29 protein-coding genes are annotated in these 26,261 nt (G+C 36.6%); 26 read left to right on the plus strand and 3 right to left on the minus strand.

Annotated elements, in window-relative coordinates; all coding sequences use genetic code 11:
• Positions 1 to 186 precede the first annotated feature (186 nt).
• From ONT18_RS16910 to ONT18_RS16970, 13 genes are all read left to right on the plus strand, one after another.
• Positions 187 to 858, plus strand: coding sequence for a transcription termination/antitermination NusG family protein (locus tag ONT18_RS16910; RefSeq protein ID WP_153093407.1), 672 nt, complete (start codon positions 187 to 189; stop codon positions 856 to 858).
• Between the two features lie 103 nt (positions 859 to 961).
• Positions 962 to 1,165 (plus strand): hypothetical protein, encoded by a 204-nt coding sequence (locus tag ONT18_RS16915; RefSeq protein ID WP_264907205.1) that lies wholly within the window; start codon positions 962 to 964, stop codon positions 1,163 to 1,165.
• Between the two features lie 533 nt (positions 1,166 to 1,698).
• Positions 1,699 to 1,851, plus strand: a complete 153-nt coding sequence (locus ONT18_RS16920; RefSeq protein WP_264907207.1) for an ABC transporter ATP-binding protein — start codon at positions 1,699 to 1,701, stop codon at positions 1,849 to 1,851.
• A 117-nt stretch (positions 1,852 to 1,968) separates the two neighbouring features.
• A complete protein-coding gene (locus tag ONT18_RS16925) occupies positions 1,969 to 2,241 on the plus strand; it encodes a hypothetical protein (RefSeq protein ID WP_006849550.1) in 273 nt (90 codons plus the stop codon).
• Positions 2,232 to 2,576: a type II toxin-antitoxin system RelE/ParE family toxin gene (locus tag ONT18_RS16930; RefSeq protein WP_006849551.1), complete on the plus strand. Its 345-nt coding sequence runs from the start codon at positions 2,232 to 2,234 to the stop codon at positions 2,574 to 2,576. Before ONT18_RS16925 ends, ONT18_RS16930 begins: the two co-directional genes overlap by 10 nt.
• Positions 2,577 to 2,916: 340 nt before the next feature.
• A complete protein-coding gene (locus ONT18_RS16935; protein WP_264907211.1) occupies positions 2,917 to 4,113 on the plus strand; it encodes a hypothetical protein in 1,197 nt (398 codons plus the stop codon).
• Positions 4,114 to 4,115: 2 nt separating this feature from the next.
• Entirely contained in the window at positions 4,116 to 4,577 is a 462-nt protein-coding gene (locus ONT18_RS16940) for a three component ABC system middle component (protein ID WP_264907213.1), read from the plus strand.
• Positions 4,574 to 6,457 carry a DUF3732 domain-containing protein gene (locus tag ONT18_RS16945; protein ID WP_264907215.1) on the plus strand — a complete coding sequence of 628 codons (1,884 nt, stop codon included), beginning with the start codon at positions 4,574 to 4,576 and terminating at the stop codon, positions 6,455 to 6,457. The genes ONT18_RS16940 and ONT18_RS16945 overlap by 4 nt, the downstream gene beginning before the upstream one ends.
• A complete protein-coding gene (locus ONT18_RS16950; RefSeq protein ID WP_264907217.1) occupies positions 6,447 to 7,472 on the plus strand; it encodes a nucleoid-associated protein in 1,026 nt (341 codons plus the stop codon). Before ONT18_RS16945 ends, ONT18_RS16950 begins: the two co-directional genes overlap by 11 nt.
• 29 nt (positions 7,473 to 7,501) lie before the next feature.
• Positions 7,502 to 8,974: an SIR2 family protein gene (locus ONT18_RS16955; protein WP_264907219.1), complete on the plus strand. Its 1,473-nt coding sequence runs from the start codon at positions 7,502 to 7,504 to the stop codon at positions 8,972 to 8,974.
• A gap of 11 nt (positions 8,975 to 8,985) precedes the next feature.
• Complete coding sequence (locus ONT18_RS16960) at positions 8,986 to 11,076, plus strand: ATP-binding protein (protein WP_264907221.1); 2,091 nt, start codon at positions 8,986 to 8,988, stop codon at positions 11,074 to 11,076.
• Between the two features lie 25 nt (positions 11,077 to 11,101).
• Positions 11,102 to 12,448, plus strand: coding sequence for an SIR2 family protein (locus ONT18_RS16965; RefSeq protein ID WP_264907223.1), 1,347 nt, complete (start codon positions 11,102 to 11,104; stop codon positions 12,446 to 12,448).
• A 153-nt stretch (positions 12,449 to 12,601) separates the two neighbouring features.
• Positions 12,602 to 12,787, plus strand: coding sequence for a hypothetical protein (locus tag ONT18_RS16970; protein ID WP_264907225.1), 186 nt, complete (start codon positions 12,602 to 12,604; stop codon positions 12,785 to 12,787).
• A gap of 1,106 nt (positions 12,788 to 13,893) precedes the next feature.
• Here the strand turns inward: ONT18_RS16970 and ONT18_RS16975 are convergent.
• From ONT18_RS16975 to ONT18_RS16985, 3 genes are all read right to left on the minus strand, one after another.
• Positions 13,894 to 14,418, minus strand: a complete 525-nt coding sequence (locus tag ONT18_RS16975) for an N-acetylmuramoyl-L-alanine amidase (RefSeq protein WP_264907228.1) — start codon at positions 14,416 to 14,418, stop codon at positions 13,894 to 13,896.
• Positions 14,419 to 14,457: 39 nt separating this feature from the next.
• Complete coding sequence (locus ONT18_RS16980) at positions 14,458 to 14,592, minus strand: smalltalk protein (RefSeq protein WP_153079614.1); 135 nt, start codon at positions 14,590 to 14,592, stop codon at positions 14,458 to 14,460.
• 88 nt (positions 14,593 to 14,680) lie between these two features.
• Positions 14,681 to 15,223, minus strand: coding sequence for an HU family DNA-binding protein (locus ONT18_RS16985; protein ID WP_264907230.1), 543 nt, complete (start codon positions 15,221 to 15,223; stop codon positions 14,681 to 14,683).
• A 191-nt stretch (positions 15,224 to 15,414) separates the two neighbouring features.
• Between ONT18_RS16985 and ONT18_RS16990 the strand changes: the two genes are divergently transcribed.
• The 13 genes from ONT18_RS16990 (at position 15,415) to ONT18_RS17050 (ending at position 26,183) form a co-directional block, all read left to right on the plus strand.
• Complete coding sequence (locus ONT18_RS16990; RefSeq protein WP_264907232.1) at positions 15,415 to 15,837, plus strand: hypothetical protein; 423 nt, start codon at positions 15,415 to 15,417, stop codon at positions 15,835 to 15,837.
• Positions 15,838 to 16,232: 395 nt separating this feature from the next.
• A complete protein-coding gene (locus ONT18_RS16995) occupies positions 16,233 to 16,481 on the plus strand; it encodes a transcription-repair coupling factor (protein ID WP_228114886.1) in 249 nt (82 codons plus the stop codon).
• Positions 16,482 to 16,639: 158 nt separating this feature from the next.
• Complete coding sequence (locus tag ONT18_RS17000) at positions 16,640 to 16,843, plus strand: hypothetical protein (protein WP_117695734.1); 204 nt, start codon at positions 16,640 to 16,642, stop codon at positions 16,841 to 16,843.
• Positions 16,843 to 17,124, plus strand: a complete 282-nt coding sequence (locus ONT18_RS17005) for a type II toxin-antitoxin system YafQ family toxin (RefSeq protein ID WP_264907283.1) — start codon at positions 16,843 to 16,845, stop codon at positions 17,122 to 17,124. The genes ONT18_RS17000 and ONT18_RS17005 overlap by 1 nt, the downstream gene beginning before the upstream one ends.
• A 582-nt stretch (positions 17,125 to 17,706) precedes the next feature.
• Positions 17,707 to 18,147, plus strand: coding sequence for a hypothetical protein (locus tag ONT18_RS17010; RefSeq protein WP_118153928.1), 441 nt, complete (start codon positions 17,707 to 17,709; stop codon positions 18,145 to 18,147).
• Positions 18,134 to 18,655, plus strand: a complete 522-nt coding sequence (locus ONT18_RS17015) for a hypothetical protein (RefSeq protein ID WP_264907235.1) — start codon at positions 18,134 to 18,136, stop codon at positions 18,653 to 18,655. The genes ONT18_RS17010 and ONT18_RS17015 overlap by 14 nt, the downstream gene beginning before the upstream one ends.
• 2 nt (positions 18,656 to 18,657) lie before the next feature.
• Complete coding sequence (locus ONT18_RS17020; protein WP_264907238.1) at positions 18,658 to 19,071, plus strand: protein-export chaperone SecB; 414 nt, start codon at positions 18,658 to 18,660, stop codon at positions 19,069 to 19,071.
• A 13-nt stretch (positions 19,072 to 19,084) separates the two neighbouring features.
• A complete protein-coding gene (locus ONT18_RS17025) occupies positions 19,085 to 20,101 on the plus strand; it encodes a helix-turn-helix transcriptional regulator (protein ID WP_264907240.1) in 1,017 nt (338 codons plus the stop codon).
• A gap of 74 nt (positions 20,102 to 20,175) precedes the next feature.
• On the plus strand, positions 20,176 to 21,474 hold the full coding sequence (locus ONT18_RS17030) for a nucleotide-binding domain-containing protein (RefSeq protein WP_264907242.1): 1,299 nt from the start codon (positions 20,176 to 20,178) through the stop codon (positions 21,472 to 21,474).
• Positions 21,475 to 21,487: 13 nt separating this feature from the next.
• A complete protein-coding gene (locus ONT18_RS17035; protein WP_264907244.1) occupies positions 21,488 to 22,084 on the plus strand; it encodes an SLATT domain-containing protein in 597 nt (198 codons plus the stop codon).
• A 163-nt stretch (positions 22,085 to 22,247) separates the two neighbouring features.
• Entirely contained in the window at positions 22,248 to 22,901 is a 654-nt protein-coding gene (locus tag ONT18_RS17040; protein ID WP_259318973.1) for a S1 family peptidase, read from the plus strand.
• Positions 22,901 to 23,338 carry a hypothetical protein gene (locus ONT18_RS17045; RefSeq protein ID WP_118201864.1) on the plus strand — a complete coding sequence of 146 codons (438 nt, stop codon included), beginning with the start codon at positions 22,901 to 22,903 and terminating at the stop codon, positions 23,336 to 23,338. The genes ONT18_RS17040 and ONT18_RS17045 overlap by 1 nt, the downstream gene beginning before the upstream one ends.
• A gap of 529 nt (positions 23,339 to 23,867) precedes the next feature.
• Entirely contained in the window at positions 23,868 to 26,183 is a 2,316-nt protein-coding gene (locus ONT18_RS17050) for an AAA family ATPase (protein ID WP_264907248.1), read from the plus strand.
• The last annotated feature ends 78 nt before the right edge of the window (positions 26,184 to 26,261 follow it).

Here is a 26,261-nt window from a genome sequence, read left to right on the forward strand (position 1 = left end):
ACCTTACTATATATAGGGGCATCTTTGTTTCTTTGGTAGAGACGAAGGTGTCCCTATCATTTTTATTATTTTTTTTAACACGCATAATTTGCTAGTTTCCAACAATTATCTTATATTTGCAAAGAGTTTCTGTGTCTCTTATGTAGAGATTCAGATGAACGACATCAAAAAACGAACTTGATTCGCATGATGAAAGAGACAAATATACACTCACAGGTAACGTCCACTATTGCAGGGGACGACGGCGAAGCCGTGGCAAAAAGTGAAGAAAACGCTAAGAAAAAGGTTCCGGAAAAGCCTAATGAAGGGCTTGAAAAACCAGCTGATGCAGGATGGTATGTGGCTGTAGTGAGAGTGAATTGTGAAACGAGAATAGCTGATTCTATACGAATCAATCTTAATCACAATCATGTTTGGTTTGATTACTGGATTCCCAAGGTAAAAGTAGTTTATATAGACAAACGTTCCAATAAGCGAAAAGTGAAAGAAAAGCTATTTCTTTCCACCTTTATCTTTTGCAATGTTTCTCCGAGACAACTTGACAAAATCCGCTTCCGTTCGGATGTGTATAAGATGCTGACGATGCCAGGTCAAAGGAAAATATATCAAATTCCCGACCAGGTTGTTGCCAACTATCGATATTTTGTAGAGAATGATGAAGAACCTGTCACTGCTGCCCCTGTTCCTTTGAAGAAAGGAATCAAAGTGCGAGTGGTAGCAGGCAGCATGAAAGGTGTGGAAGCATACGTACAGAGCTATAATGGCAAGAAAGCCGTCATCGGCAGCGAAATCAAGTATATCAGTGGTGCAACGCTTACGATAAGTAGAAATTTACTCGAAGTCGTTGAAGAAGATTGAGTTGTAGAATGATCTTGTTGCATAAAAATGGAAACGTTGGTATACATTCTTGAAGTTTCATGGAAAACCCTTATCTTTGCAGGCGATATTGAAATAAAAAATTATGGGAAAAATCATAGATAAGACGATAACAAAGATAGTTACAGAAGAGGGTATCTCTCTCTTTCGCCGTGTAACTAAGGTTTTGATGCCAAATGGCAAGTATCGTTATCCTGTAGAATATTTCGATGCAACTCCCGGAGTTGTTAAGGTTTCGAAAGAAGAAATGGATAAGGTTGCAATACCTGTTTACAAAAAGTTAATCTAATGGAACGGTTGATGTCTGATGGTTATCCTTTTATCTTTCAAATGATAAGATACATCCTCTTATGCTGATGAACTAGCAAATATTGTGCAACAATATTTATAAGATAACATCCTCATTCGAGCGACGACAAGTGCAGAGCGATACTGCAATGGGGAACAATTCTGGTGGGCTCAATCAGCATACTGTCCCCATGCACCCCCAATCAGCAAGCTAAAGTAAGGCGGTCCCATCCCGCACAATATGGCGAAGACTTTTGATGGTCCGCCAACCTTATAGCGTAGCGGTTCCGAGCACCGAGTAGGGCGGTTTCCTCCCTCTCTCCTGAGGAGAAAGGGCCGGGGTGAGAGGTGGAGCCTTCCTTAATGGTAAGGAAGGACGGGTAGGTTTTCGAACAGATAGCACTTGTAGGGCGGTTACATCCCTAATCCCTATGGTAGGGATTTAGGGCTTGGGTATAGGGTTAAGGACCCCCTCTTCGCAAGAGGGGGACAGGGGAGTCGAAGCAATACAATAATTAATAAGGAGATTACGTTATGAACATAGAAGAAAAAAAAGCAGATTTTATAAGTCGCTTCAGGGCATCTAGGGAGCGAAAGGCAGAATACATAGCACAAATGGAAAAGCGAATGCGTGATGACTATCGCCGCAGAACCGGTAAGGAAGCAGAATCATTTTGTGTATTGTAATGTTTAGCCCTAAGCCAAGTATAGGTTAATAAATGCATTTTTTCTCTTAATTCCTTGGTGATTACGAAAGAAAGTCGTAAATTTGCAGACAAAGATTAAAATAAAGGAGAATGTATTATGTTGATAAGTAATGTATCACAAGATAGAACCATTCCTTATTGGGATGAAATCAGAAATTTAAGCATTGAGGATAAATATTCCTTGATAGCTAAAATTGAGTCTTCTTTGGGCGATGTTGATATAAGTGAGTCGACTAATTCGATTCATGGGATACCACGTGAGGTGATGATTGCGGCTGCAGAATATGCTCTGAAGGAAAATAGAGCAGGTCGCTGCATTCCAAATTCGCAAGTTGAGTCTTTTATCAAAGCAAAAAGAGGATGGAAGTAGTTTGGTCTGACTTGGCTTTGACGCAGTTAGATGAAGTCATGGACTATGTGGAAGAACATTTTGGCTTATTAACCTCTCAAAAAGTTCTCCATAATATCTTGGAAAAGACAGATGAACTGGCTCAATATTCCACACATGGCATATATGATGCTCGCTACACTTCGTGGGTATCTGGTCAGGATATGGTTATACGCCACTTGTTGTTAGCTCCAAACCGTGTCTATTATTTGATAGATGGCGAGCAAATTGTAATTATGGGGATAGTTCATGTCAAGCGGTCTCCGCAAGCCGTAACTTCCATGATCAAACGCTTTCTAGAAGAATATGACAAATAGGTAAGTCTTCAGAAAATTGATGCTGTCAGCAACTGTTCGGAAATTCCGAACAGTTAGTAAAGAAGGCAATCGTATGATTACACTTAATATGGATTACTCCGCCATAATCCTGATGGGAACCTCCCCAGAGGTAATCCTGTCAAAAGTAGAATAAAATCAATATTCCTCATTCGAGCGACGACAAGTGCAGAGCGATACTGCAATGAGGAGCAAAAATAACTTTTTTCAAAAACTGATAGGTGTAACTACTAGTAAAATAGTGAGGACGCTGTAATGGTGATATATGGTTGGATGCTTACGAAGTTTTTGGGAAACTGTGGAATAATATATTAAAAAGCTTATGGGAGTTCCATTAACAAAAGAAGAATTTGTAAAACGCCACAAAGCAGATTTGCAAGCTTTAGGGTTTGATATTCAGTTTTTGGCTTTTGTAATTTTCTTACTCGATATTAAAGGAGGTGATGTCATTAAGTATGAAACGGAGGATGACTTTGTTGTTTTATGTGCAGATGGAACAAAATGGCTTATTCAAGTAAAGAACTCTGTTGATGATAATGCTAAAATGACAGATGCCGATTCTGACTTTTGGGGAACATTAGACAATTGGCTTACGTTATATGCCATAAGCACTTCCAAGGTAGATTTCTTGAAAGATGGTAATCGGTTTATTCTCTATACAAACAAGACTCTATCCAATTCCTTTTATGAACAGATAAAAGGCTTGAAACAGGGAAAATGTGGCATAGAAGAAGTCATTTCTTTTTTGCAAAAAGTAAAAAATACGGTTTCGTATTTTCCAATAGTCGAAAAAATGTTTAAGTTAGGAAAAGTGGAGTTGAGAATGTTTTTGCTAAAAGTTGAAGTAATGCAAGTTCCCAATTCGTTAGGCGCATTATATGAAAAGTTTTTAATTCAAAACAACAGACCAACTAAGGCAGATCAGATTGTTTGGGAACTATTAGGAAAATTGCATACAGCAAAAATAAATGCTGTAACTAATCGACAAACCTTTTCTTTGGAGAAAAATGCATTTCTTCATGAGTATAAGGGAATACTTCAGAATGTTAGTGATGAAAGCCTTACGCCCATACAAGATGATATTATAGAAATACCAGAAGATGTAATTGATTTTCCTTTTATAAAATATCTGCAACAGATAGATGTGTTGAATTTACCTGATTCAATTGAAAAATATTGTGGCGATTGGTTATGTTTTTGCAGGTCAATCCAGTATTACAATTCCGTTCAGCTAATGACACCAGAGTTGGAAAAGGCAATGAATTTTTCTGCGAAATCCCTATGGTTTGATTCTTTTTCAAGATGCCATAGGCGTATAAGGTCAAACTCAAGTGATGAAGAAAAGGTAGATGCTGCTCAAAAATGTTTTGATGAAGTTATAGAATACAGAATACCAATAAATGATGTGCATTCTATATACAAGCCTTTTTCCTCTGGTTGGTTTTTAAATATGACCAATGATATGGAGCACCCTACCATTTGTTGGCATTATGATGTATATCCTAAATTGAAAAAGTAAAAATGAAAATCTCTGGTTACTATATATATAATAATGTGGCTATAACTGCTTTTGCGATTATGTCTATGTTAAGTGTATCACCAAGAATACCATTGTCAAAAGTGGCTCTACTTATGCCGATTTTGTTAGATGATAACATCACTCAAAAAATGACATATCAAAACTATAACAGTTTTGATTCTGTTGTTACGCAAAACCAGGTTTATTTGAGCAACTTCAATGATAGATACATTGATTTGCTTTCGCAAGTCGTAAATGGGATATCAATTCTCTTAGACTTGAATTTAGTTTCTTTGTATGGAGAGTTTGTCATAGCAGAAAATGCAGCAAGTTATGAGTCTATATTGTCAAAATGTGATAGCAAGAGATTTGTTTGTATCCAAACTGCTGCTTCTAAGCTATTGAAGTTGGTAAAGGATGCTGATATAGCCTATGATTACCATAAATTGAATATTGAGTTATGAAATTTTTTATATCAAAACTATATATATGGTTCGACAAAGGGATAAAGCCTCGTGTCATCACCTTTGAGAACAATAGGGTAAATGTAATTACTGGAAGTTCATCTACAGGTAAGAGCAATATTTATGCTATTATAGATTATTGCCTATTGTCAGGTCGTCCAAACATTGTATTCCCTGTTATTAACGAAAATGCACGCTGGTATGGTTTGGAATTCAATGTTGGTGACAAGTTCTTTGCCATAGCAAGGAAAAGACCTACAGTAGATGTCGTTCCTCCAGAGCTGTATCTCCAATATGAACCTTTTCCTGAGCCATTTTATCCAACGTCATGTAATTCGCATGTCAATGATGCGAGACGAGAGTTAGATAGAGCTTTTGGATATAAATCCAATAAAGAACTTTTCTATCGATCAAGCTTTGTTTTCAATGCTTTGACAGAAAATATAATAACTTCCCCATACGATTTTTTGAACTACAAATTCTATGGCATCGACATGTTTAAAGAAACGGAAGATCGTTGCAAGTTTGTGGAGTCTGTTTTGACTCCTGATGTAGAACAAATTAATAAGATAAATGAGGAACTTAAAAATCTTCAGAAGAAAAAGAAAAGTTATGATAGCTACAAAAAGTCATTAGGAAGCAAAACAGATGGCTTTAATGACCTTTTAACTCAACTTGTCAATATGTGTATTGATGCAAAACTATTGACAGATAAAATACAAGACTATCCTGATGAAAAACAGATTCTTGTTTTGAAGCAAATTTTGGAAGAAAATACTGTTCCAAAGGAAGAAAAAGACAAATACGACGAAGAATTCAAGGCTTTGCAGGAAAAGCACTCGCGCATAAGTCTTCAGTTGACAAACATAAAACGTGCAAAGAAAGAACAGGAAGAATATATCAAGTCATTGGGATTGGTTGAAGACTCATTGAAACCTGTTGAAGTGCTGCACGAGAAAATTATCAGTCAAGGATCCAATATGTGGACATCCCATGTTGTAAAATCTCTAAAAAGTTCCTTGGAAAAGATATCATCAAACAAGCGATTGGTAGAGGCCTTGCCATTTGTTTCAGAACAGGCAACACATAGTCTGGAATTACAGTTGAAATCAATAGAGGATAATATGGAGAAGATAACCAAGCAAAAAGGTTCTCTGTATCAACAAGTAAATAACATTAAACTAATTGGTTTCTTGGAATCTAAAATAGTAGAGCTGGAACGACTTTGGCAAAAGAAACATAAGGAAGAATTAAAAAATATAGAAATCTTCAATGAAGAAGATGCTCAGAGAATTTCCGTATTGGAGCAAATGAAGGATGCAATAGAGCAGAAACAATTGGTCACCATTCCAAAACTGAACGAGTGTATCCAGCATATCTTTGATGGTTTCCAATATATGGAGCATTATGAGCACTGCTATACCAAATATGATATGAAACAGGAGCGTCTAATGCTGAACAATGGCAAGTCAATACTCAATTATGATGTTATAGGTAGCCAGTCCAACTATATGTTCCTTCATCTTTGCTTCTTCTTAGGTATTCATCGTTATTTCTTCGAGAATTTGAATATGCGTCATATCGGTCAGTTTCTCTTCATAGACCAACCGAGCATACCATATTATGCAGGTTCAGAGAATGTAAAGACAACCGACAAGGAAAAATTGCTTGATGCTTTCGCAGGTATCAACCGATTCATGAAATATGTGACAGAGGAGAAAAAAGAGCAGTTCCAAATAATCCTTGTTGAGCATGCACCAGATACTTATTGGACAGGAGAAAACAAGTTGGATTATTTCGTAACCAAAGAACATTTTACGAATGGCAATGCCTTGATTCCCCAATATGTTTTAGAGCAAAACAAAGACAATGAAAATTAAAATAGGCAACATAAGCCACATGATAGTTCATTATGTTGGCAACAAAAGCAGAGATGAAGGTGTCTCATTCTCTGAGAAAGAACTTGACTATACGGATATATCTTCTGATATAACATCAATGTTGGTTAAGTCTTTTGACACCAAAGAGCCATGTCACTTCTACTTTGAAAGTACATTGGCATTAAATCCAATATATACATTTGTCAAAACTATATTTGAAGATGCCTCAAGATTTCAAGAGCAATCAGAGTTTATCGCGAAAATTCTCTATGAGAAAACATCCCACCCGATGACAAAGTCTGGAGAGTTGAACATTGTTTATCTGTCAGATTGTGAAATTGATGGCAAGAAGACGGATGCAATAGCCATACTAAAGACTGAAAACAAGCAACCTGCTTATCAATATTTCCATACAGAACATGGCTATGAGATAAAAAAGTCAGAGGTCATAAGTTTCTCTAAGGTAGAGAAAGGCTGCTTGATTTTCAATGTCAATGAAGAAAATGGCTATGTTGTTTTCTCTGTAGATAAAAAGTCAAAAGGCATTCAGTCTAAGTATTGGAAAGACGATTTTCTCCACGTTATGACAGATGCAACATCATACTCACAAACCAAGAATTTTCTAAACTCTTGCAAGGCTTTCATTGCGGACAATTACTCTGATGAATCAAAGGTAGAAAAAGCCAATCTTATATCTAAGGTAAGAAAGGCATTGGGGCAGGCTGAAACCGTGTCAGTCCATGATTTTTCAAAAGAAATTTTCGGTGAAGGCGGTTTGGATAAGCAATTTGAACGCTATTTGTCATCGAAAGAAAATCCTTTTCAAATGCAGAATATTGACATCCATATAGAAATGCCATTGGTAAAAAAGAAAAGTTCACTACCAAAAACGACTTTATATCTTGACTCCAATTTTGAGATAAATATCTTGGGAGGGCATGACAAAATCGTCCAAGGCTTTGATGAAGCTTCAGGAATGAATTACTATCAGTTTTTCTATAATAAGGAAAAGTAGTCGGTTTATTAACTAATTCATTTGATGCTATGTTTGTAGAAGACAATAATATCTATATAGGTGGAACAAATGTCCTTCCTGAATGGGGAAAAGTTGTAGATGATAGCAAGTCCCTTTCTGAAGAACAGCAGAAAGAAATGCGCTCGAATGTTATTGAGCGTATACAGAAGATGTTCCGTGATTATTTGGAATTGGATAATGTTTCTTTCCTTTTTGGTACGGGGTCATCAATTCATTTAGGAGCAGCTTCTATACAAAACATTCCGTTTGCCGTTGAAGATGACATCCTTAAAGGCAAGAATAAGGATATTGCAAATGATTTCAAAGCTTACATTCAAAAGATGCAGAAGAATGTAACGAGTGGGTTAGAGAAAGATAAGGTCAGAACAGACTCCTATGGATGGAAGTATACTTATGATGGTGAGTTCTATAGAAATTGTGAAGTCAAGAAGGAAACCGAAAAAGGGAATGAAGTAGAGGTTGTTGATGAATATGGAGAAATAGAAGTCCCATTGGAATCTTTGTTGAATTACCTTATTGCCAATTTGTATGTAGCAGAAGCTGAGCAAGATAATGATAAAGTTACAAGATTAAGCAATTTGATTTCTGCCATCAAGAAGGCAATGTTCAATCTATGCGATGTTCATCTTAGAACGACCAGCGATAGAGATTTGGAGCGTATTAAGAGTAAAGGTTATAAGGAATTATTCAAAAAGGATAAATATATCTTTCATGAGAAGTTCTTGAAGTCTTTGTTACAAAGACCTTTAAATCTGAAACGTGCGAACATATTCACAAGTAATTATGACTTGGCTTTTGAATATGCCTTCGATAATATAGGAGTAAAGTACATTGATGGCTTTTCTGACTTTCATCATCGTTACTTTAAACCAGAGACATTTGACTATGATATATTTTATCCTGGTTCTACGACATCAGGTAAAGTACAACGTATAGAAAAAGTCGTTAGGTATTTCAAATTGCATGGCTCAGTTACGTGGGTTAAAGATCATGATTTGAATGCATCAAATGTCTATGGAATTAAGGAAATGCCAATAGACTTAATCAAAGAAAAGTCAAAGGATTCAAGCGAATCTTTTGATTATGGAGATTTGATGATATATCCATCTGCTGTTAAGAAGTCATATACATTAGATTTGCCGTATTCGGAACTTATCCGTCAGTTTAGTAGTGCAATTTCCCAACCTCAGTCAGTACTGTTTGCTATTGGCTATTCTTTCTGCGATGAGCATTTCAATGATATTATCTACCAAGCATTGTCAAATCCTTCTTTCACATTAATAATTGTGAATTTTCAAAAATCAGAAAAGTCTCAAGAGATTAAGCGTTTGAGAGATTTGAAAGATCCTCGTATCATTATATTGGAAGGAAATGACATTGGTGATTTCTTAACATTCTCAACAGAAATGATGCCAACTTTTACAGATGCTTCGTCTTCGGATGAAGTAATCAAGACCTTGGAAACATTGTTAAATAAATAGTGCAATACATTATGGAACAAGAAAGGCAAGTAGGTCATATAGTTTCCGTTGATAGTCTTACGGTATATGTCAAATTGGAGGATAATTTGAAGAGCCTATATAAAAGTGGCTTTCATGAAATCTATCCAATAGCAAGAATCAATTCTTACATTATTATACCAGTAGGCGCAGATAGAATTGTCGCTATCATCAATCGTGTTCAAACTCGTGAGGAAACTGAGTTGTGTAAAAGTAATAAAGCATTGTTCTTGACAGAATCTTCTCGATATTTGTCGGCTACCATGATTGGTACAATTGAAAACAATAAAAAATACGTCATGGGCGTTTACAACTATCCTATTTTGGATAATCCTGTATGGTATGTCGTAAGAGAGGATTTAGAGAAAATCTTTGATCAAAAGAAGGAAACAGAGCAAGTAAATTTTGAGGAGGATTTTTATTTGCCGGTAGGCACATCACCAGCCTTTCCTGATTTTCAAATAAAGATAAATCCAGATAAATTCTTTGGTAAGCATGCTGCAATCTTAGGTAATACAGGTTCGGGTAAATCATGCACGTTAGCTTCCATATTACAGAGCCTTTTCCATTTTACTTATAATGGTAAAAGATTGAAGAGTGCTCATTTCATTGTTTTTGATACTAATGGGGAATATAAGAATGCTTTCCAATTGTCAGAAGATAATGTTGTGAATCCTTTAGCTATAACTAAGGAAGGTCTGAGGATACCTTATTGGTTTATGAATTATGATGACTTAGATTATCTTTTTGAACCAACTACAGGCAGTCAAGCACCAATATTGAAGAGAGCTGTAGGATTGGCAAAAAGTACTAACGATATTCAAGAACCCACGAAAACTCTATCCAAGTTTCAGCTATCCCAGTTAAATTCATTGTTAACTTCATTGCAGGGTAATACAATTACGATGAAAAACTGCCTTGTTGATGATTTAGGAACAATCCTGAAAATGTTCAAGGTTGCAAGAGCAAAATCAAAGTCAGACTTATATGATGAATTGATAGAGGTCTTGGAGGAATTAGTAAAAGGAAAAGGAAATTTGACAAAAAATGACAAAGGTTTTCCTAATGGAAGTGCCGATGTTGGTGTGATAGCTGATGCTTTGCCAAAGTTACAAAAACTAATAGAGAAATTCATTGCAGACAAAAATATTGCAACAACATCAGAGAACAGAAACTTGGATTTGCCTATATTCTATAATTTTTCGGATTTGTTGTCAACCTATTTTGATGTTGCAATCCGAGAACAAGAAACTTCGTCTGACCGTTTGGCTGAATACGTATCAACCTTGAAAATGCGTATGCAATCTTTTAAGGATGACATGCGTATTTCCAGTCCATTGATGATGGAAACTAAAGAGGATATAGAAAATGTATTGGTAAAATTCATCTCTTTTCTTTTGGGTGATTACTGCAAAGTATATGATACAACAAACAGTGATATTTATACCGAGTACATTAAGAATGTGAATGTTGATGTAGAGCAAGGATCTCCTAGCCAAATTACAATTCTTGATATGTCGCTCCTTCCTTCTGAGGTGTTAGAGACGATTACGGGACTTGTTGGTAGAATCGTCCTTGAATTTGTTTCAAGGTTCAAGGAAGAAGATAGAGGAACAATGCCGATTGTTATGGTGTTGGAAGAAGCTCAGAATTACATCCCGGAAATTAATAAGAAAGACAGAACTTCTATATCTCGCAAAGTTTTTGAGCGAATAGCTCGTGAGGGTCGTAAATATGGATTGTCACTAGTTATTTCAAGCCAGCGACCATCAGAGTTATCAAAGACCGTTCTTTCTCAGTGCAATAGTTTTATCATTCATCGTCTTCAAAATCCAGATGACCAACAATATATCAGAAAATTGGTTTCTTCTGCGAGTTCAGAAGTTCTGAATCAATTGCCAATATTGCCACAACAACATGCTATTATATTAGGAGACGCAGTAAGAACACCAGTAATGGCTCGTATAAACACAGCTAGTCCTAAACCAAAAAGTGATAATCCACATTTCGTGGAGAATTGGTTGAATGAGGGAAAGAACAAGGAGTTTTACCATTCCATCTGTGATGAATGGGAAACTGAATAGATGATATTTTATAAAAGAAAAATAAATGAATGCAGTATACTTTAGAAGTGAGAGCGAAGCAATTGATGCCATTACAATGATGCTCTCAAACTATAATATTCGATTTGATACAGAAGTCAGATCAAGATATAGTCCTCTTTATTATGATATTTTCCTTCCTGATGGATTGGGGTATGTGAAAAGGCAAATAGATCAAAAAACAATTGATTTCGGTCTTGAAGGTGCTACTGCTATTGAAATTAAGGGACGAATATTGTTTGATACCCTATCAAGGTATGAGATGCTATATCAGCAACTCTGTATAAAGCATGAAATTCGTAACTTTATACTCTTGTATGCCTTTGGAATAATACCTGTATCAGTAAAAGACAGGATAAGAAAGCAATATAAAAACAAGTTTCAGATTTACTCATTACAAGAGTTTTGGGATAAATTGTCTGGGAATAGATTGTCTACAATCCCGAATAGAACCACCTATGATTGGCTTATAGACCGATACAAATCTTTGGAAATGGCAAAGACAAGTCTTACAGAAGAAAGGTTTACCTTATTTCTAGGGGCTGGTGTTAGTATGTCTGCAAATCTTCCTTCTTGGTGGAATCTTCTGAAAGATATGATAGACACTTGCAAGCAAAAAGAATTCAAAGATGGAGATATAGAGAAACTAACAAAGGTTTGTTATAACTCTTCTATTGTCATGGGTAGATTCGTCAGAATGATGATGGAGAAAAAGTCTAATGACGAGGATTATTATCAATGCCTACATGATGCACTTTATGGTGGTATTTCGGCATATCGTTCTCCACTTATTGACGAGATATGTAATCTTGTCGATAGTAAGAAATCGCAAGCTCAGAGCATCATTACTTATAATTTTGATGATGTGATGGAAAGAGCCTTAAGAAAAAGAGGTATAGGAAACTATTCTGTCTTTGGGCAGAATCAACCGCAACGGTTTTTCCCAATTTATCATGTTCATGGATTTATCCCTTATGCCAATAAAGATGACATAAAGTCCGTTCCTGTTTTGAGTGAAGAAGAGTACCATAGAGTTTATGCAAGTTCTTACAACTGGTCAAATGTGGAGCAGCTTCATGCTTTGAGTAGAACAACCTGCATCTTTATCGGTTTGTCAATGACAGATCCTAATCTTCGACGCCTTCTTGATATTGCCATCCAAGATAGTGAAAATGATCCAAGGCATTTTGTTTTCTTGCCACGTATATCTGAATTTGGTACAGACAAAAATGCAGAAGCAAAAAACAATGAAGCAATGAAAATCCAAAAGCAGATTTTCGTGGAACTGGGTTTGAGAGTGATATGGTATAGTGATTATAATGAACTTCCAAAATTATTAAAGGATTTATATTAATTAGATAGTTGAAAATATCTCTAACATCAGATAATAACAAGTGAATAGCAAAGAATACTTTGCTTCTTTATTTTCGAATGCAGTTCTTGATGGTAGTATCATAGTTTATGAGACGATGCATATAGCAAGGATGTTGAAATAACAGAGAATATTATGAGCGAGGAACAATACAACAAATTGCTGAAAGCCTATACCAAGGAAGCTTTGGCAAGCATGATAAAGGCTGATATACGCAGTAGGTTTCCCGAGCCTTATGCCAGTATTTATTGTCAGCAGTTTGACGATTTCAAAAACGTTGCAGATTTCTTTGAATTTGCAGCAAAGTTAATGAGGAGATAACAATATATATTGCTAGTCTTTGTTTTTCTCAGACTTGTGTAAATAAGCATTAAACTTATGTAAATACTATAGTTATCCCTAGGCGGTCCCATCCCGCACAATATGGCGAAGACCTTTGATGGTCCGCCAACCTTAGAGCGTAGCGGTTCCGAGCACCGAGCAGGGCGGTTTCCTTCTTCTTCCCTGAGGGGAGAAGACCGAGATGAGAGGTGGAGCCTTCTTTAATGGTAAAGAAGGACGGGATGATTTTAGAAATCCTTTTACTCATTTTATCCGAGACAGATATAAATTATCTTATAATGTGAGCAATTGGATACATGAAACGAATGATGATATCAAGCCTTGGAAAATTGACAATCATGTGATGTAATCAGAATGAATACAACGAACAAAGGGGAACGACCAAAGACTGGTTGTTCCCCTTTGTTCGTTTAGAGGCAATTGTATCAGGTGTATCTGTCATCTCTGATTTTCCCATCAATTATTGGCTTGCGGTATTCCTGCAAGGTGCGGCGACTGAGCTTTAAGTGCTCGGAGAGTTCCTGTGGACAGGCAAAGTTACCGCAAATGACATATATAATAAAGTAGATGATGCCAACGCCAAAATAGTGGCAGTCCTATAAGCCACAAAAAAGAATAAAAAGAGGGATTTTGTAAAATGAACCAAAATGAACCAATTTTCCAGAATCTTTATATAAGAGATACAGAAAAACCTAAAACTTTCGTTCAATCAACGACTTAGGAAATTATGTACGAAAAGAATAGTAAAATAATGTTGATTTTCGTAGAATGATATTAATTTTTTAACACGCATAATTTGCTAGTTTCCAACAATTTTCGTATTTTTGCAAGGAGATTCTGTGTCTCTTATATCGAGATTCAGATGAACGTCATCAAAAAACGAACTTGATTCGCATGATGAAAGAGACAAATATACACTCACAGGTTACGTCCACTATTGCAGGGGACGACGGCGAAGCCATGGCAAAAAGTGAAGGATATGTAGCTGAAAATGGTTTTGTAGCAACAGATCCGACGCACTTTGGAAAGACGTATCATGATAAACTCCTTTAGCCAGCAATGCCAGCCAAAAGGAGTTATAAGAGTTAATCAAGGCGGTGTCGGGCAGCCCAGCTTCCAGCATCCAGACACGGACACTCCTTCGGAGTAGTCCCAGGCAAGTCCCGATGGCCCACAATCTTCGCTTTCGGAAAGAGAATCTTCAGATTCCTGAAAAGATCAATGAGTCTCGTTTCCTGCTCAGTTGTCATGGTGTTGCAAGGCTTGCCTTGGTCATCGAGCCCTCCCTCATAGCAGATGCCGATAGAGCATCCATTATAAGGTCTGGCATGAGCCCCCACCTCCAGCAGCTTACGGTGCTGCGTCATCGTACCATCCTTTCGGATGTAGAAATGATAGCCGATGTCATAAAACCCACGAGCCTTATGGTCACGGCGCAGCTGTTCCACACTATAGTCCTGATTGCATCGGCTAGCCGAGCAATGCAGTACCAGAAATCTCACAGAGTCGGCTGACATCATGTTCTTGCCGTTCTCCACTTTGGCGCGGAGCATGCGCTCAGAGCGTACCTTCCCCCCGCCAATGTTCATTGGAAATGTATCTTTCGTCATAGGAATAATTCTACATTCAACACTCAACATTCAACATTGCTATAAGGCATTCGCGCACGAGCTTACTCCCAGTGCCGTGAGAGCAGCAATCAGCGCCTGTACGATGGCATTTACGATTTGAGTCCAGGAAATCTTGTTTGGATTTGATTCAGAGTTAGAACGAAACATTTTCATAATCAATAAAATTTAAATGAAACAATAAGTGATCAGAGTTTAGCAGTGCCTCCCTTTCAGAGAGGTAAGGCACTGCCAGAGTTGGAGACTATTCCAATCCGTCACCATTGTCGGAACCAGTTCCGCCAGCCTCGGTGCCGGAACCGCCGCCAGCGGTCTCTCCGCCAGTGGTTTCACCACCAGTAGTCTCGCCGCCAGTGGTCTTATCCTTCTTCTCTTCACCGTACTTGACGAGTTCGATGGAATCAGGAATCAGGTTGTAGAGACGAGTACCATTCTGCAACTTGGTGAAAGAAGGACGGAAGGCAGGAACGAGACTCTTGACGAGTTTAGCGTTCGCCTTACTCTCATCTTCTACGGCTTTGCCGGTAATGAAGCGGATGAAGAGCTTGCCGAATCCAAGCAACTCGATGTCGTAACCCTTCTTCAGGTTCTCCTTCACGTAGTAAGCATAGCGGTCGAGTACCGCCTTTACGTCTGCAGGAGTAGCTGTAGACTCCACTGCGATTTGGTTAGCAACCTCCTCGGTGGTCAAGGTTCCGTAACTGTAAGGTCTAACAGAATAAACTGTTTGTCCCTTCTTCTCACCCATGTTAATGGTCTTCTTTGCAACTTTGTAGCTTTTACTCATAATTGAAACATTTAAAAGATTAATACTAAAGTTCAGTCATCGTCAGTTCAAAGAGATTTGCAATCCCGTTTGTTCTGATTGACGTTGCGAAGATACAACATTGGCGAGGCGAAAACAAATGCCTTCACTGACGTTCACCATCTGTTTACTACTCATTCACGATACGTTCACTTTTAATAAAAATCATAGCAATGGAAGATACCAGCAAGGCAAATATCGTCTTTAATATCTCTGGCGGTAACAACCAGATTCTGCCCAATGCTATCAAGGCTGAGCAAAACTTTTATGGCGACAAGTACATAGAGGAGATGATGAAGGTGAAGACCACAAGTCAAGAGTCTGTTCTCTCATCCGAAACAACCCGTCTCTCCTTATATATTAATAATGTGGAAGCATTAGCAGAATATGTAGCCAAGCTCTCTGCATGCACCAATGCCAAGGAATTGGCTCAGGTGGTGATGGATATGGTGAATGATACAGATGTAAAGGTTGACCAAGATATTATGGTGAAGCAGGAGTTCATCGAAGTCTTACAGCCCTTGGCACCACAGGTAACTACAGGCATCAGTAATATCCGCAAGTATATCAATGAAGCCTGGTATAAGTGGAAATGATCACCAATGAAGTAGCGTGAGGAAAAATACTGACAAAAGGCACTTTTACGCACTCCATAATTTCAGAATTTTCAATGAATCCAAATTCGTTTTGTAGAATTGAAATTATGTTGAGGCTTGGTAAATTACTGATAATCAGTAGTGTATAAAAATTGAAAAATATATTTGGTCTCTTGAAAATCTATAGTCGTACGACTATGACCCCTATAGTTGTACGACTATAACCCCAGAGTTGTACAACTATAGCATGTATAGTCGTACAACTGTAGCTTTACAGTCGTACAACTATAGGATTTTCAACTCGCAAAACTTGCGGATTATGGTCAATTGCTGCTGAAAATTGGCTTTTATTGATTCTAGATGGTTAATTTAGTATGGAGGATAAAAATTTGTACATGATACAGAAGGCACAGGAGTTCATGAATGAGAATCACTTTGCCGACGTCTCCCGAGTGCAATGTCTGCTACGCAAGATGATGTCCAAGGAGTATCATGGCCTCATCGATCAAATCAAGGAGTGTCAGGATCCCCATGCTATCTTCAATATTCATGGCGGCAACAATCTCATTGCGCCCACTGCCAGCCAGGCAGAGCAAAAATTGGTGGAGAAACCTGCTGACGAGATAAAAAAAGATAAAGAATAATCAAGAAAGAAGACCGAGATGCTGAACGATTTCGATTCACCATTCGATATCACCGTAGATCTCTATAAGTAATTGGGCGGAGTAGAAAAAACGCCCCAAAAATTTGGTAGTTTCACAGAAAACCCTTATATTTTCACCTATAAAAAGGAGATACAATTATGAATACAGCTACATATACATTAGATGTCCCTGCAACCGATATTTCTCTTTTCAAATCATTGATTAAGAAATTCGGGTGGGTTGCCAAAAAGCAAAAAGCCCCTAAGGCTTGTAGATTAGACAAGGCATTAGAAGCAGCAAAGAATGAAAAACTCTTTGCTACTAATGATTTGGATGAATTAATGAAGAGTCTTGCTGAATGATGAAATATACAGTTAAGTATTCAACATTGTTTAAAAAGTCATTTAAAAAATGTATGAAACGAGGTTGCTCTGAGGGTAAATTTCGTAAAGTCATTTCTATTTTGGCAGAAACTGGAACTTTACCACCAGAATATAAACCACATCCTTTAAAGTCAAACTATAAAGGGTGTATGGAATGTCATATTACTTCCGATTGGCTTTTAGTTTGGAAACAAAATGATAAAGAATTGATTCTGATTTTAGCCGATACAGGTACACATAGTGACATTTTTGGCTGGTAGCCCACTAATATGAGTTATCTGAGTAAAATGTTATAGAAAGTTATACCCAGGCGGTCCCATCCCGCACAACATGGCAAAGACCGCTTTGGTCCGCCAACCTTAGAGCGTAGCGGTTCCGAGCACCGAGTAGGGCGGTTTTCCTCTTCTTCCCTGAGGGGAGAAGACCGAGATGAGAGGTGGAGCCTTCTTTAATGGGAAAAAGCGATGCCAATGAGTGCAATGAAAACTCGTTTTCAAATTGCCGAGTGCAGCTCGCTTTATCAATAAAGAAGGACGGGATGATTTTAGAAAAACAGCACAGAGGGCGGTTACATCCCTAATCCCTATGGTAGGGATTTAGGGCTTGGGTATAGGGCTTATGACCTCCTCGATGATATAGACTTCTATTATAATAAGGTGAAGTGCCGCAAGATAGAAAAGCTCTTGCCGGTATTGAACAAACTGGTGATACAAGAGCAAAAGTATCTTTAGCTTGTATTGAGGGTGCTTTCAACATATATGTTTTTTAAAAGAATGAAGTATGTTTGCAATATTAAATGATAACTTTGCCACCAAATCTCGGACAAGTATAATATTTAGCTTATGATGAGCATATATACAAATAAGTCAGACTTGTTTATGAGTGCTGCTGAGGATATTAACAACGATACTAATAAATGCTATTTTTTAGTAGTTCCTCATAGTGCTTATTATAGTTGCCTTCTTCTCATGAAGCATCTTTGTTATAAGAAGTTTGGCATCAATAATGAGAATGAAATGAAGAATGATGTTGATTCAACGCTTCATGGCTCTCATGAAATTATGATTGGGTATGTTCGTAAGCGAATGACACAGGCTTGTACTTCTATCATGGATAAGAAAAAAGTCGTGGAATTTGCTAACAAAATAGGTCAGTTGAAAAAGTTGAGAACTAAAGCTGATTATGAAGAAGTTGATATTACTTCTACACAAAGTAATCAAGCAATTGAGTTAGCACAGGATGTTAGAAATATATTAAAACATTTTAGATATGGTAGCGTTTGATTATTTGAAAGAACAATTGACGGAATTTGTCAAAACTTTCAAGAATGTAAAAGTCAATTATGAGTACGACCAATTGGCAAACTTACATACGATTGAAGTATTACCACAGGTAGTGTTTGATAGTGATGAGTTTGCTATATGGGAATGTGATTTCTTTGAACGTGCTTACGACGCAATCCCTTATGAGGATATTTCTTTTATCTCAGAAGATGCTTATGTTGGAATAGAGCATATTGATTGGAGTATTCAAGGTTCAGACTATGCCCAAGGTGGTTTGAGGTTGGATGATCACATCACCATAAATGATTCTTCTGAGGACGTAGATACTTATAAGGAGAATTCTGTTGATTTTAATACGATGTCACCGGAATTCTATGATACTTATACTGCAGTTGAAATAGAATCACTTGACTTGGATTATACCAGTAACGAGTATAAGGATAAAATCGTGTTAAATAATAAGGAAATCGTAATGTCATTTGATGACAGTTTATTACAAGCAGCTTAAATATGATGGACAATATTAAGGACAAGCAATCTGGATTTAATGTAGAGAGTATTCTGCTCACAGAATCTAGTTTTACCCGCAAAGGAAAAATAAACTTTAGTGAATCGGAGCAGGAGGTATCTTTTGAAACAGGTGTAGGTTCAAAGGATAATACTGTAAACGTTAAGCTTACTACCACTGTAACGAATAAGCTTAAAGATGAAGAGCAATATAAGATAGTGGTATCTTTTGTTGGGGTTTTTAAGAGAACTGGTAATTCTCAAATATTGGACAATGAACAGTTTGGTAGAATTAATGGTGCTGCCATCATTTTTCCTTTTGTTCGTGAGCATATTGCCAATATCGCATTAAAGGCTGGACTGGGAAGTGTTATACTTCCACCTGTGAATTTTACAAAGATTAATCGCAAAGATTAGATAGAATTAGCTTATGGCTCAGGGAAAGAATGCATATATCAGATACATGGTCTTAGACCGCTGCTTTCGTGATTGGAGAAAGAAATATTTTATCGACGACCTGGTTAAAGCCTGTAATGAAGAGCTTTTTTATTATGATGGTTCTTCCGTTACTGAGCGACAAGTTCGTGCAGATATAAGCTTTATGCAACGGAAGGCAGGTGGGGCTATCCCTTTGGTAACAAAGAGAGAGGGTCATAAAGTTTATTATCGTTATTCTGATTCAAACTTTTCAATTAAGAATCTTCCAATGAGTCAGCAGGAGGCAGAATTGCTTTCAGATACCATTAGTATGTTGTCTCGATTCAAAGGATTGCCAAATCACGAATGGTTGGAAGCCACTATTGCTCAGATGAAATCAACCTTCAATTTGGATAATGCTCAGCAGTCATACGTTAGCTTCTCGCAGAACGAAGATTTGCGTGGACTGAATTATTTTTCCCGATTGTATGAAGCAATAGCGAGTCATCAGGTGGTATCGCTTCAATATCATAAGTTTACTGGTGAAGCTTGGGAACGTCTGGTACATCCTTATCAATTGCGCCAATATAATAATAGGTGGTTCTTGGTGGGCAAGGAACCTGCCAAGTCTGAAAAGTTACCGCTGGTTGTTATACCATTGGACAGAATTGATGATTACAAGGTATTGGAGAAAGAATCCTATGAACCGTATGAAGGAGATATTGACGCTTGTTTCAAGGATATAGTAGGAGTATCACTAAAGTTCAATGAATCTTGCAGCCATATTGTCATCAAGGCATATCCACCCACCTCTTCTTATATAGAGACAAAGCCTATTCATCATTCACAGCGGGTAGTTGAACGACACGAAGAATATACTATCTTCTCTTTAGACTTGATTCCGAATTATGAGTTCGAGACGATAATGATGTCTTATGCTGATAATTGTGAGATACTTGAACCCCAAGATTTGAAGGAAAGTCTTGTAGGTCGAGCTAAAAATATCATAAAATATAACGCTGATATATAATTTCCGGAAACAATGAAGCAGGTCTGCAATGTTAAGAGGTACTTTTGCATCATAAATAATTAAAAAGTATTGATATGACAGTAAGTTCTTCTTTTTCAACGTTTCTTGATAATATCAAGGTTGATAATTACGAAAAGATTGGTAGTCGTTATAACGAAATTACCAAGAAGTTAAATAAAACATTTAGAGATACCGATTCTGAAACTGCAAATAGTTTGAGAGTTGGTTCGTATGGACGTTATACTGGTATAAAAGGTATCTCTGATTTGGATTTGTTGTATATCATGCCAAAGTCTAAATGGGATACATACAAAAATTCTCCAAAGACTTTGCTGGCTGATGTACGTGATGCCCTGCAAGAACGTTATCCCACTACAAATATCAAGTACGATCGTTTGGTGGTAGATGTGTTCTTTACAGATTTTACTTTTGAAGTTCAACCTGTTTTTGAAGAGGAGGGGGATGATGGATATACTAATTATAAATATCCTGATACTAAATACGGCTGTTATAAGATTACCAAGCCAAAACAAGAACAGAATGCGATGACTGAGTTTAAGGAGAATCATGGTACGCATCACCGCTTGTTGTGTAAGATGACAAGATCTTGGAAGAATAATATGGGGGTTGCAATGGGTGGCCTTCTTGTTGATACGTTGGCATACAATTTCTTGAAAGACCGTGATGATTATGATTTCGCCTCATATTCAGATTTTGATGATATGTGCAAGGACTTCTTTGGGTTCCTTAAAGACCAACCTAAACAAGACCACTATCAAGCGTTGGGCAGCAACCAGGATGTTAAGGTTAAACACCCATTTAGGAGTAAGGCGGGCAAAGCTTACGATAAAGCTAAGCAAGCAATAGCTGAGGAAACTGATGAGTCTAGAAACGATGCTTGGCGTGAAATCTTTGGCAAAGAGTTCCCAAAGGCAGAAGATAGTCTTACAGAAGCACGTTGCTATGCACAAACATATGATGATAATGAACAGTTTATCGAAGATAAGTATCCTGTCGATATATTGTATGACTTGAAAATAGATTGCAAGATAGAACGTAATGGGTTCAGACCAATATTTTTACGAGATTTGTTGTCACAGAAGAAATTGATACATCATGATTATACCTTGAAGTTTTATATAGATTCAACTGATGTACCAGGTGACTATATCGTAAAATGGAAGGTGAAAAATGTAGGTGACGAAGCAAAACGTCGTAATTGCTTGAGAGGTTTAATAGAAAACCCTAATCTTAGCAATAATGGTCGTAAAGAAACATCCAATTTCTTTGGTCCTCATTACGTAGAATGTTATATCATCAAGAATGGTGTGGTGGTTGCACGAGATAGAATATTGGTTCCTATAGAACATTAAAAAGAAAGCGATAATGGATGAAGATAAGGTTATTAAACTTTTAGATTCTCAAATTCGAAATTCGTATGGCAATGTATTTTGGACTCATAAGATACACGAGAAGGATGCTGACATTTATAGATGCTGGAATAATTGGATAAAGATAGCTCAAATTGTATTGTCTGCTATTTCCACAACAGGTATAATCTTCATCTTGTTTGGTGTAAGTCAAAATACGCCATTACGAGATGGTCAGTATGATTGTGTTAGATGGGCAGCACTAATATCATCTGGTATATCCGCATTGTTAGTTATTGCCAATTCCTTGGCTAAAGGCTATGACTTGGGTGAACTTTCTGCATCTCATGGTGCGACAGCCTTGAAATTATTGGATTTGAGAGAGGAATATCTTTCTCTACTTTATGACATTAAGGCAAAAAGTATAAATGTGGAAGAAATCCAAGAAAGACGAGACGAACTTAAAGAACGCACTTTATCTGTATATGCTAATGCACCTCGAACCACATCTAGAGGATATGGCAAGGCTTCAAAAGCTATAGAGAATGGAGAACCTTTTTTCACAAAAGATAGTTTGAACAAAATTCTTCCTGTTGATTTGCAAGAGGAATAGTTCTGATGATAAAATGTCCTAGTATAGAAAGGAATAAGTATCCTTGCTTATAAATGCTCATTTAGATGAAAATGAGTCTTGAGGCTGTAGAAGCAGGATTTAAAAATAGAGCGTCTTTATGCTTTCAATATTAATTTAAAATTTAAACATAAATTTTAAGAATATGGAAAAATTAGTCGTGATGGTTGGTTTAAAGCAACCAGGCAATAATATTCAATTATTGGGTAGCTGTTTTGCTGTACCAAAGAATGGATACTTTGTAACTTGTAGACATGTCATAGGTGATCATACGGATAATTTAGTATTAGTTTCATCTGTGGATTCCAACAACATACATGAGTATCAAGATACTTCAAAAAATCAATGTCGTATCTTGGATGTTCAATCCATTGAATGTGTTAATCCTTTGTGTGATTTAGTAGTTTTGAAAACTGCTCACTTAAGGATAGATTCTTGCCCAATAGGAAGTCTTGATGAACTCCAGGTGGGGGATGATGTTGAGATTATAGGTTATCCACATTGTGTAAATGATTGGCAGATGCATATTTTGACAGTACAAAAAACGATGGTAGGAGCAAAGATTCTTAGAGCTTCTCAAGGTATAAAATATAAATATGCAATATTAAATGTACAAACTCGTCCTGGTCAATCTGGTTCTATGGTCTTTTGCCCTCGTTTACAGAAAATTATAGGAATCCTTGTTGGAGGGTATGCACCTGCATCTGGTATCATGTTGGCTGGTATTAACCCTCATGAATTAAATCAAACTTCTTTTTGCTTGAGTGCAGAATACATAAACGAAATGCTTGAGGAATAATGGAAATAGTAGATGAAAGCCTTGAAACATGGTTGAGTGTTCTGAAACCTTATCAGCGGAATACGATAAAGGCTTTATTGGCGAATAATGATGGAGATGAAGAAAAAGTTGCTAATTTGTGGTTGAGTAGTTTCGGTCCAATTAATACTGCAACATTTGGTGGTTTATCATCTAGCGAATCCAAAAAAAACTATTGGAAATGTCTTAAAGATGAACTCAATAAATTGATTTGTGGGGATTCTTATGAGGAAGATAGAAAGCAGTTTTTGGATATGGGTGGCTTGATTAATATTGGTGCTTCTTCTCAAATAGCAGCATTCTTAGCTCCTATTATAGGGGTGAGTGCTTCATTCTTGACTCCAGCAATCGTTTTGATGTTGCATACGATAAGTAAGGTGTCCGTAAACGCATATTGCTCTATGATTAAGAATGCTTAGCCAACTTATCGTTAGTAACCATAAGATTTCTGCCATAACCATGATGGGAACGTAAGGCTGCTGCCTTGGAATCTGCTGTGGCTTTTTTGAAGGAAGAGAATAAGGCAATAATGCAGGAAACCTTAAAAATCAAGTCTGAAACAAAGAAACTTCGTGAGGAAAGAGAACGGATAAATGAAGAATTGTTGCAGAAAAAGCATGAGCTAGACCTGTTGAAAGCTACCTCTTACCCGCATGAAAGATGGGGATAAGGATTATAAGTCTATGTTTCCATGTTACGGTGTTAAAAAATAGATGAGGTGAAATTGTGTGCTTAGCAATCCTTCACTCTAAAGATAATGCAAATGAGCGCAATGAAAGCTGGCTTTCAAATTGCCGAGTGCAGCTTATCTTCTACAATAACGATACAAAATAACTTTTTTCAAAAAAAGATAAGTGTAACTACTTGTAATATAGTGGGGATGCAGTATTGGTGATATGGCGATAGACCTGTGTAGAATAATTATTTAATATTAAACGTTTTATCCATATGTTAGAGTTGATAAGTAATATTATAGTTAAAGGTGGAGCCTTTGCTGAAGATACATCCTTACCAATATTGTGCAAGCGATTGAATCTTCTGTATGGCCGAAACGGAAGTGGTAAATCTACAATTGCTAAATGTTTAAAGACTCTATCTCAAACTGCTAGTGATTGCAATTATACCGCAAGCTTTCCTGATGATAAAAATAAAGAATTAGACTCAAATGTATATGTCTATGATGAGAATTTTGTTTCTGACAATTTTAAAATAAATCAAGATGGTTTGATTTCGATAGTGATGTTGGGGCATCAGGTTGGATTAGATGAGAAACTAAATAAATTAGAGAAGGAACAAAGTGTACTTCTTGAAGCATACAATGGATTTTCGGAAAGCGAAAGACAATTTGATGATTCTTCAAATGATAAATCACCATTATGGCATTTTAATGTTATAAAGAAAAAACTAAGTGCGAATGGTGGATGGGCTGAGCGTGATAGAATAATTAAGGACAATTCTATCAAATCGGCAGTAACAGTTGACATTTTTCAAGAATTAATGGAATTGTCCAAAGCTCATATATCGTATGCAAGATTGCGTCGTGAGTATGACGAGAAGATGGAAATCTTTCAAAAAGTAAAGAAAGGCGGTATTAAAATAGAACTGCTTTCTAATAATGTTATTTCAAATCATATTGATCAATATAAGAAATTACTTGAACTCCATTTGGAAGAACCACATCTTAGCAATCGAGATAAAAAAATAATAGATTTGGTCCGATCTGAACATGGAAATTATCTTAATCAAATACATCCAGTTTTTGATAATCAAGATATGACCGTATGTCCACTTTGTCTTCGACCTATGTCAGTTTATGACAAAAAAGACTTGTTCCTTAAGATTCAGCAGTTTTTTAACAAAGAGTCAGAGGTATATAAACAGCAACTACAAGCGATGACAAAGTCGTTGTCCGGTTGGCAACCTATTCAACTTAGTGATTTGGTTAAAGAAATAATAGGCAAGGATACTACTGATATGTTCATCAACTGTGGAAACGAACTGCGGCAGAATTATATTAAGCTCTGTGATGTCTTTACCGAAAGATTACAAAATGTATATGGCATGCAGCCTTATTTTAGTTGGTATGAGATAAAGGATGAACAAGATAAGTATTCTCTTTTATTGGAGAAGATTAATTCCGCTATCCTCTATTATAATAAAGAGATAGAACAGAAATCTAGATTGAAGCGCGAATTGATAGCATTGAATAAGCAGATTTCTTCATTGCAATTAGTAGAGAACTTTAAACTCTATAGCGAACGTCTGAATGAACAACGAATTAATTCAGAAAAATTGAATAGTTCAAGTAGTGCTTTGCTTAAGGTTAGATATGAAATATCACAAGTTCGTTCTCAAAAGACGCAAGTATCCATTGCTTTGGATTTTATTAATGATGCTCTTTCTTACATATTTTTTGATAAGAAGAGGATGGTCTTAGAGAATTCAGATGGAATTTACGTTTTGAAGGTTAATGGTAAAGATGTAAAACCTAAAGATGTTTCCACAGGTGAACGCAATGCTATAGCTTTAAGCTATTTCTTTGCAAAGATGTTTGAGAATCATGAGAAAGAAAGTCGCTATTCAGAGGAAGCATTGGTTGTGCTTGATGATCCAATAACAAGTTTTGATAAAGATAATAAAGTTGGTATAATGAGTTTCTTGCGATGGCAGATTAATGCATTATATGAAGGGAATCCTAAAACTAAAGTATTAATCATGTCTCATGAATTGATGACTATATTTAATCTCCAGAAAGTGTATAGCGACATTGATAGGAATCAGTTTCGAGTCTATGAACTGAAGGATAGGCATATTAATGACTTAAATTGCTTTCGTAATGAGCGAAATGAATATAAAAAACTGATGTTGGATGTCTTTGAGGTTGCGTATACTGCAACTTCTAATACATTAACTGCAGGAAATAAAATGCGAAGAATAGAAGAGGCATATTCTTCTTTTATTTGTAATGGAAAATTTGAAACTTTGTTGCATGATAAAGAGTTTTTGAGGAATGTACCATCTTCTAAGAAAGTTTTCTATCAGAATTTTATGAGTCGTTTAGTTTTGAATACTGAAAGTCACATGGAAGAAAGAGTATATGAATTGAATGACTTTTCACCAATGTTTGATGAAGATGAAATACGCAAGACTGCTAAATATTTACTTATGCTATTTTATTATGTCGATGGCTTTCATCTAAAATCTTATCTGGGTGATAAATATTCTATTGTTGAACAATGGATAGTCAATGAAGATCAGGCATAAAATTCTGTTTTAAAATATATAATATATTATGTTACGAACGTTCCAAAATTTTTTAGATAAAAATAAAATTCAGTCTTC

The sequence above is a fragment of the Segatella copri genome, from assembly GCF_026015295.1.
Classification (GTDB): Bacteria; Bacteroidota; Bacteroidia; order Bacteroidales; family Bacteroidaceae; genus Prevotella; species Prevotella copri_C.

Bases quoted from the DNA above. Each gene is read 5' to 3' on its own strand.
- ONT18_RS17050 (WP_264907248.1), top strand. From the start codon at position 23,868: ATGTTAGAGTTGATAAGTAATATTATAGTTAAAGGTGGAGCCTTTGCT.
- ONT18_RS16950 (WP_264907217.1), top strand. From the start codon at position 6,447: ATGAAAATTAAAATAGGCAACATAAGCCACATGATAGTTCATTATGTT.
- ONT18_RS16945 (WP_264907215.1), top strand. From the start codon at position 4,574: ATGAAATTTTTTATATCAAAACTATATATATGGTTCGACAAAGGGATA.
- ONT18_RS16920 (WP_264907207.1), top strand. From the start codon at position 1,699: ATGAACATAGAAGAAAAAAAAGCAGATTTTATAAGTCGCTTCAGGGCA.
- ONT18_RS17025 (WP_264907240.1), top strand. From the start codon at position 19,085: ATGGCTCAGGGAAAGAATGCATATATCAGATACATGGTCTTAGACCGC.
- ONT18_RS17045 (WP_118201864.1), top strand. From the start codon at position 22,901: ATGGAAATAGTAGATGAAAGCCTTGAAACATGGTTGAGTGTTCTGAAA.
- ONT18_RS16940 (WP_264907213.1), top strand. From the start codon at position 4,116: ATGAAAATCTCTGGTTACTATATATATAATAATGTGGCTATAACTGCT.
- ONT18_RS16980 (WP_153079614.1), bottom strand. From the start codon at position 14,592: ATGAAAATGTTTCGTTCTAACTCTGAATCAAATCCAAACAAGATTTCC.
- ONT18_RS16965 (WP_264907223.1), top strand. From the start codon at position 11,102: ATGAATGCAGTATACTTTAGAAGTGAGAGCGAAGCAATTGATGCCATT.
- ONT18_RS16930 (WP_006849551.1), top strand. From the start codon at position 2,232: ATGGAAGTAGTTTGGTCTGACTTGGCTTTGACGCAGTTAGATGAAGTC.
- ONT18_RS16910 (WP_153093407.1), top strand. From the start codon at position 187: ATGATGAAAGAGACAAATATACACTCACAGGTAACGTCCACTATTGCA.
- ONT18_RS17015 (WP_264907235.1), top strand. From the start codon at position 18,134: ATGGTAGCGTTTGATTATTTGAAAGAACAATTGACGGAATTTGTCAAA.
- ONT18_RS16970 (WP_264907225.1), top strand. From the start codon at position 12,602: ATGAGCGAGGAACAATACAACAAATTGCTGAAAGCCTATACCAAGGAA.
- ONT18_RS17035 (WP_264907244.1), top strand. From the start codon at position 21,488: ATGGATGAAGATAAGGTTATTAAACTTTTAGATTCTCAAATTCGAAAT.
- ONT18_RS16960 (WP_264907221.1), top strand. From the start codon at position 8,986: ATGGAACAAGAAAGGCAAGTAGGTCATATAGTTTCCGTTGATAGTCTT.
- ONT18_RS17005 (WP_264907283.1), top strand. From the start codon at position 16,843: ATGAAATATACAGTTAAGTATTCAACATTGTTTAAAAAGTCATTTAAA.
- ONT18_RS16995 (WP_228114886.1), top strand. From the start codon at position 16,233: ATGATACAGAAGGCACAGGAGTTCATGAATGAGAATCACTTTGCCGAC.
- ONT18_RS16955 (WP_264907219.1), top strand. From the start codon at position 7,502: ATGTTTGTAGAAGACAATAATATCTATATAGGTGGAACAAATGTCCTT.
- ONT18_RS16985 (WP_264907230.1), bottom strand. From the start codon at position 15,223: ATGAGTAAAAGCTACAAAGTTGCAAAGAAGACCATTAACATGGGTGAG.
- ONT18_RS17040 (WP_259318973.1), top strand. From the start codon at position 22,248: ATGGAAAAATTAGTCGTGATGGTTGGTTTAAAGCAACCAGGCAATAAT.
- ONT18_RS16915 (WP_264907205.1), top strand. From the start codon at position 962: ATGGGAAAAATCATAGATAAGACGATAACAAAGATAGTTACAGAAGAG.
- ONT18_RS16925 (WP_006849550.1), top strand. From the start codon at position 1,969: ATGTTGATAAGTAATGTATCACAAGATAGAACCATTCCTTATTGGGAT.
- ONT18_RS17000 (WP_117695734.1), top strand. From the start codon at position 16,640: ATGAATACAGCTACATATACATTAGATGTCCCTGCAACCGATATTTCT.
- ONT18_RS17010 (WP_118153928.1), top strand. From the start codon at position 17,707: ATGATGAGCATATATACAAATAAGTCAGACTTGTTTATGAGTGCTGCT.
- ONT18_RS17020 (WP_264907238.1), top strand. From the start codon at position 18,658: ATGATGGACAATATTAAGGACAAGCAATCTGGATTTAATGTAGAGAGT.
- ONT18_RS16990 (WP_264907232.1), top strand. From the start codon at position 15,415: ATGGAAGATACCAGCAAGGCAAATATCGTCTTTAATATCTCTGGCGGT.
- ONT18_RS16975 (WP_264907228.1), bottom strand. From the start codon at position 14,418: ATGACGAAAGATACATTTCCAATGAACATTGGCGGGGGGAAGGTACGC.
- ONT18_RS16935 (WP_264907211.1), top strand. From the start codon at position 2,917: ATGGGAGTTCCATTAACAAAAGAAGAATTTGTAAAACGCCACAAAGCA.
- ONT18_RS17030 (WP_264907242.1), top strand. From the start codon at position 20,176: ATGACAGTAAGTTCTTCTTTTTCAACGTTTCTTGATAATATCAAGGTT.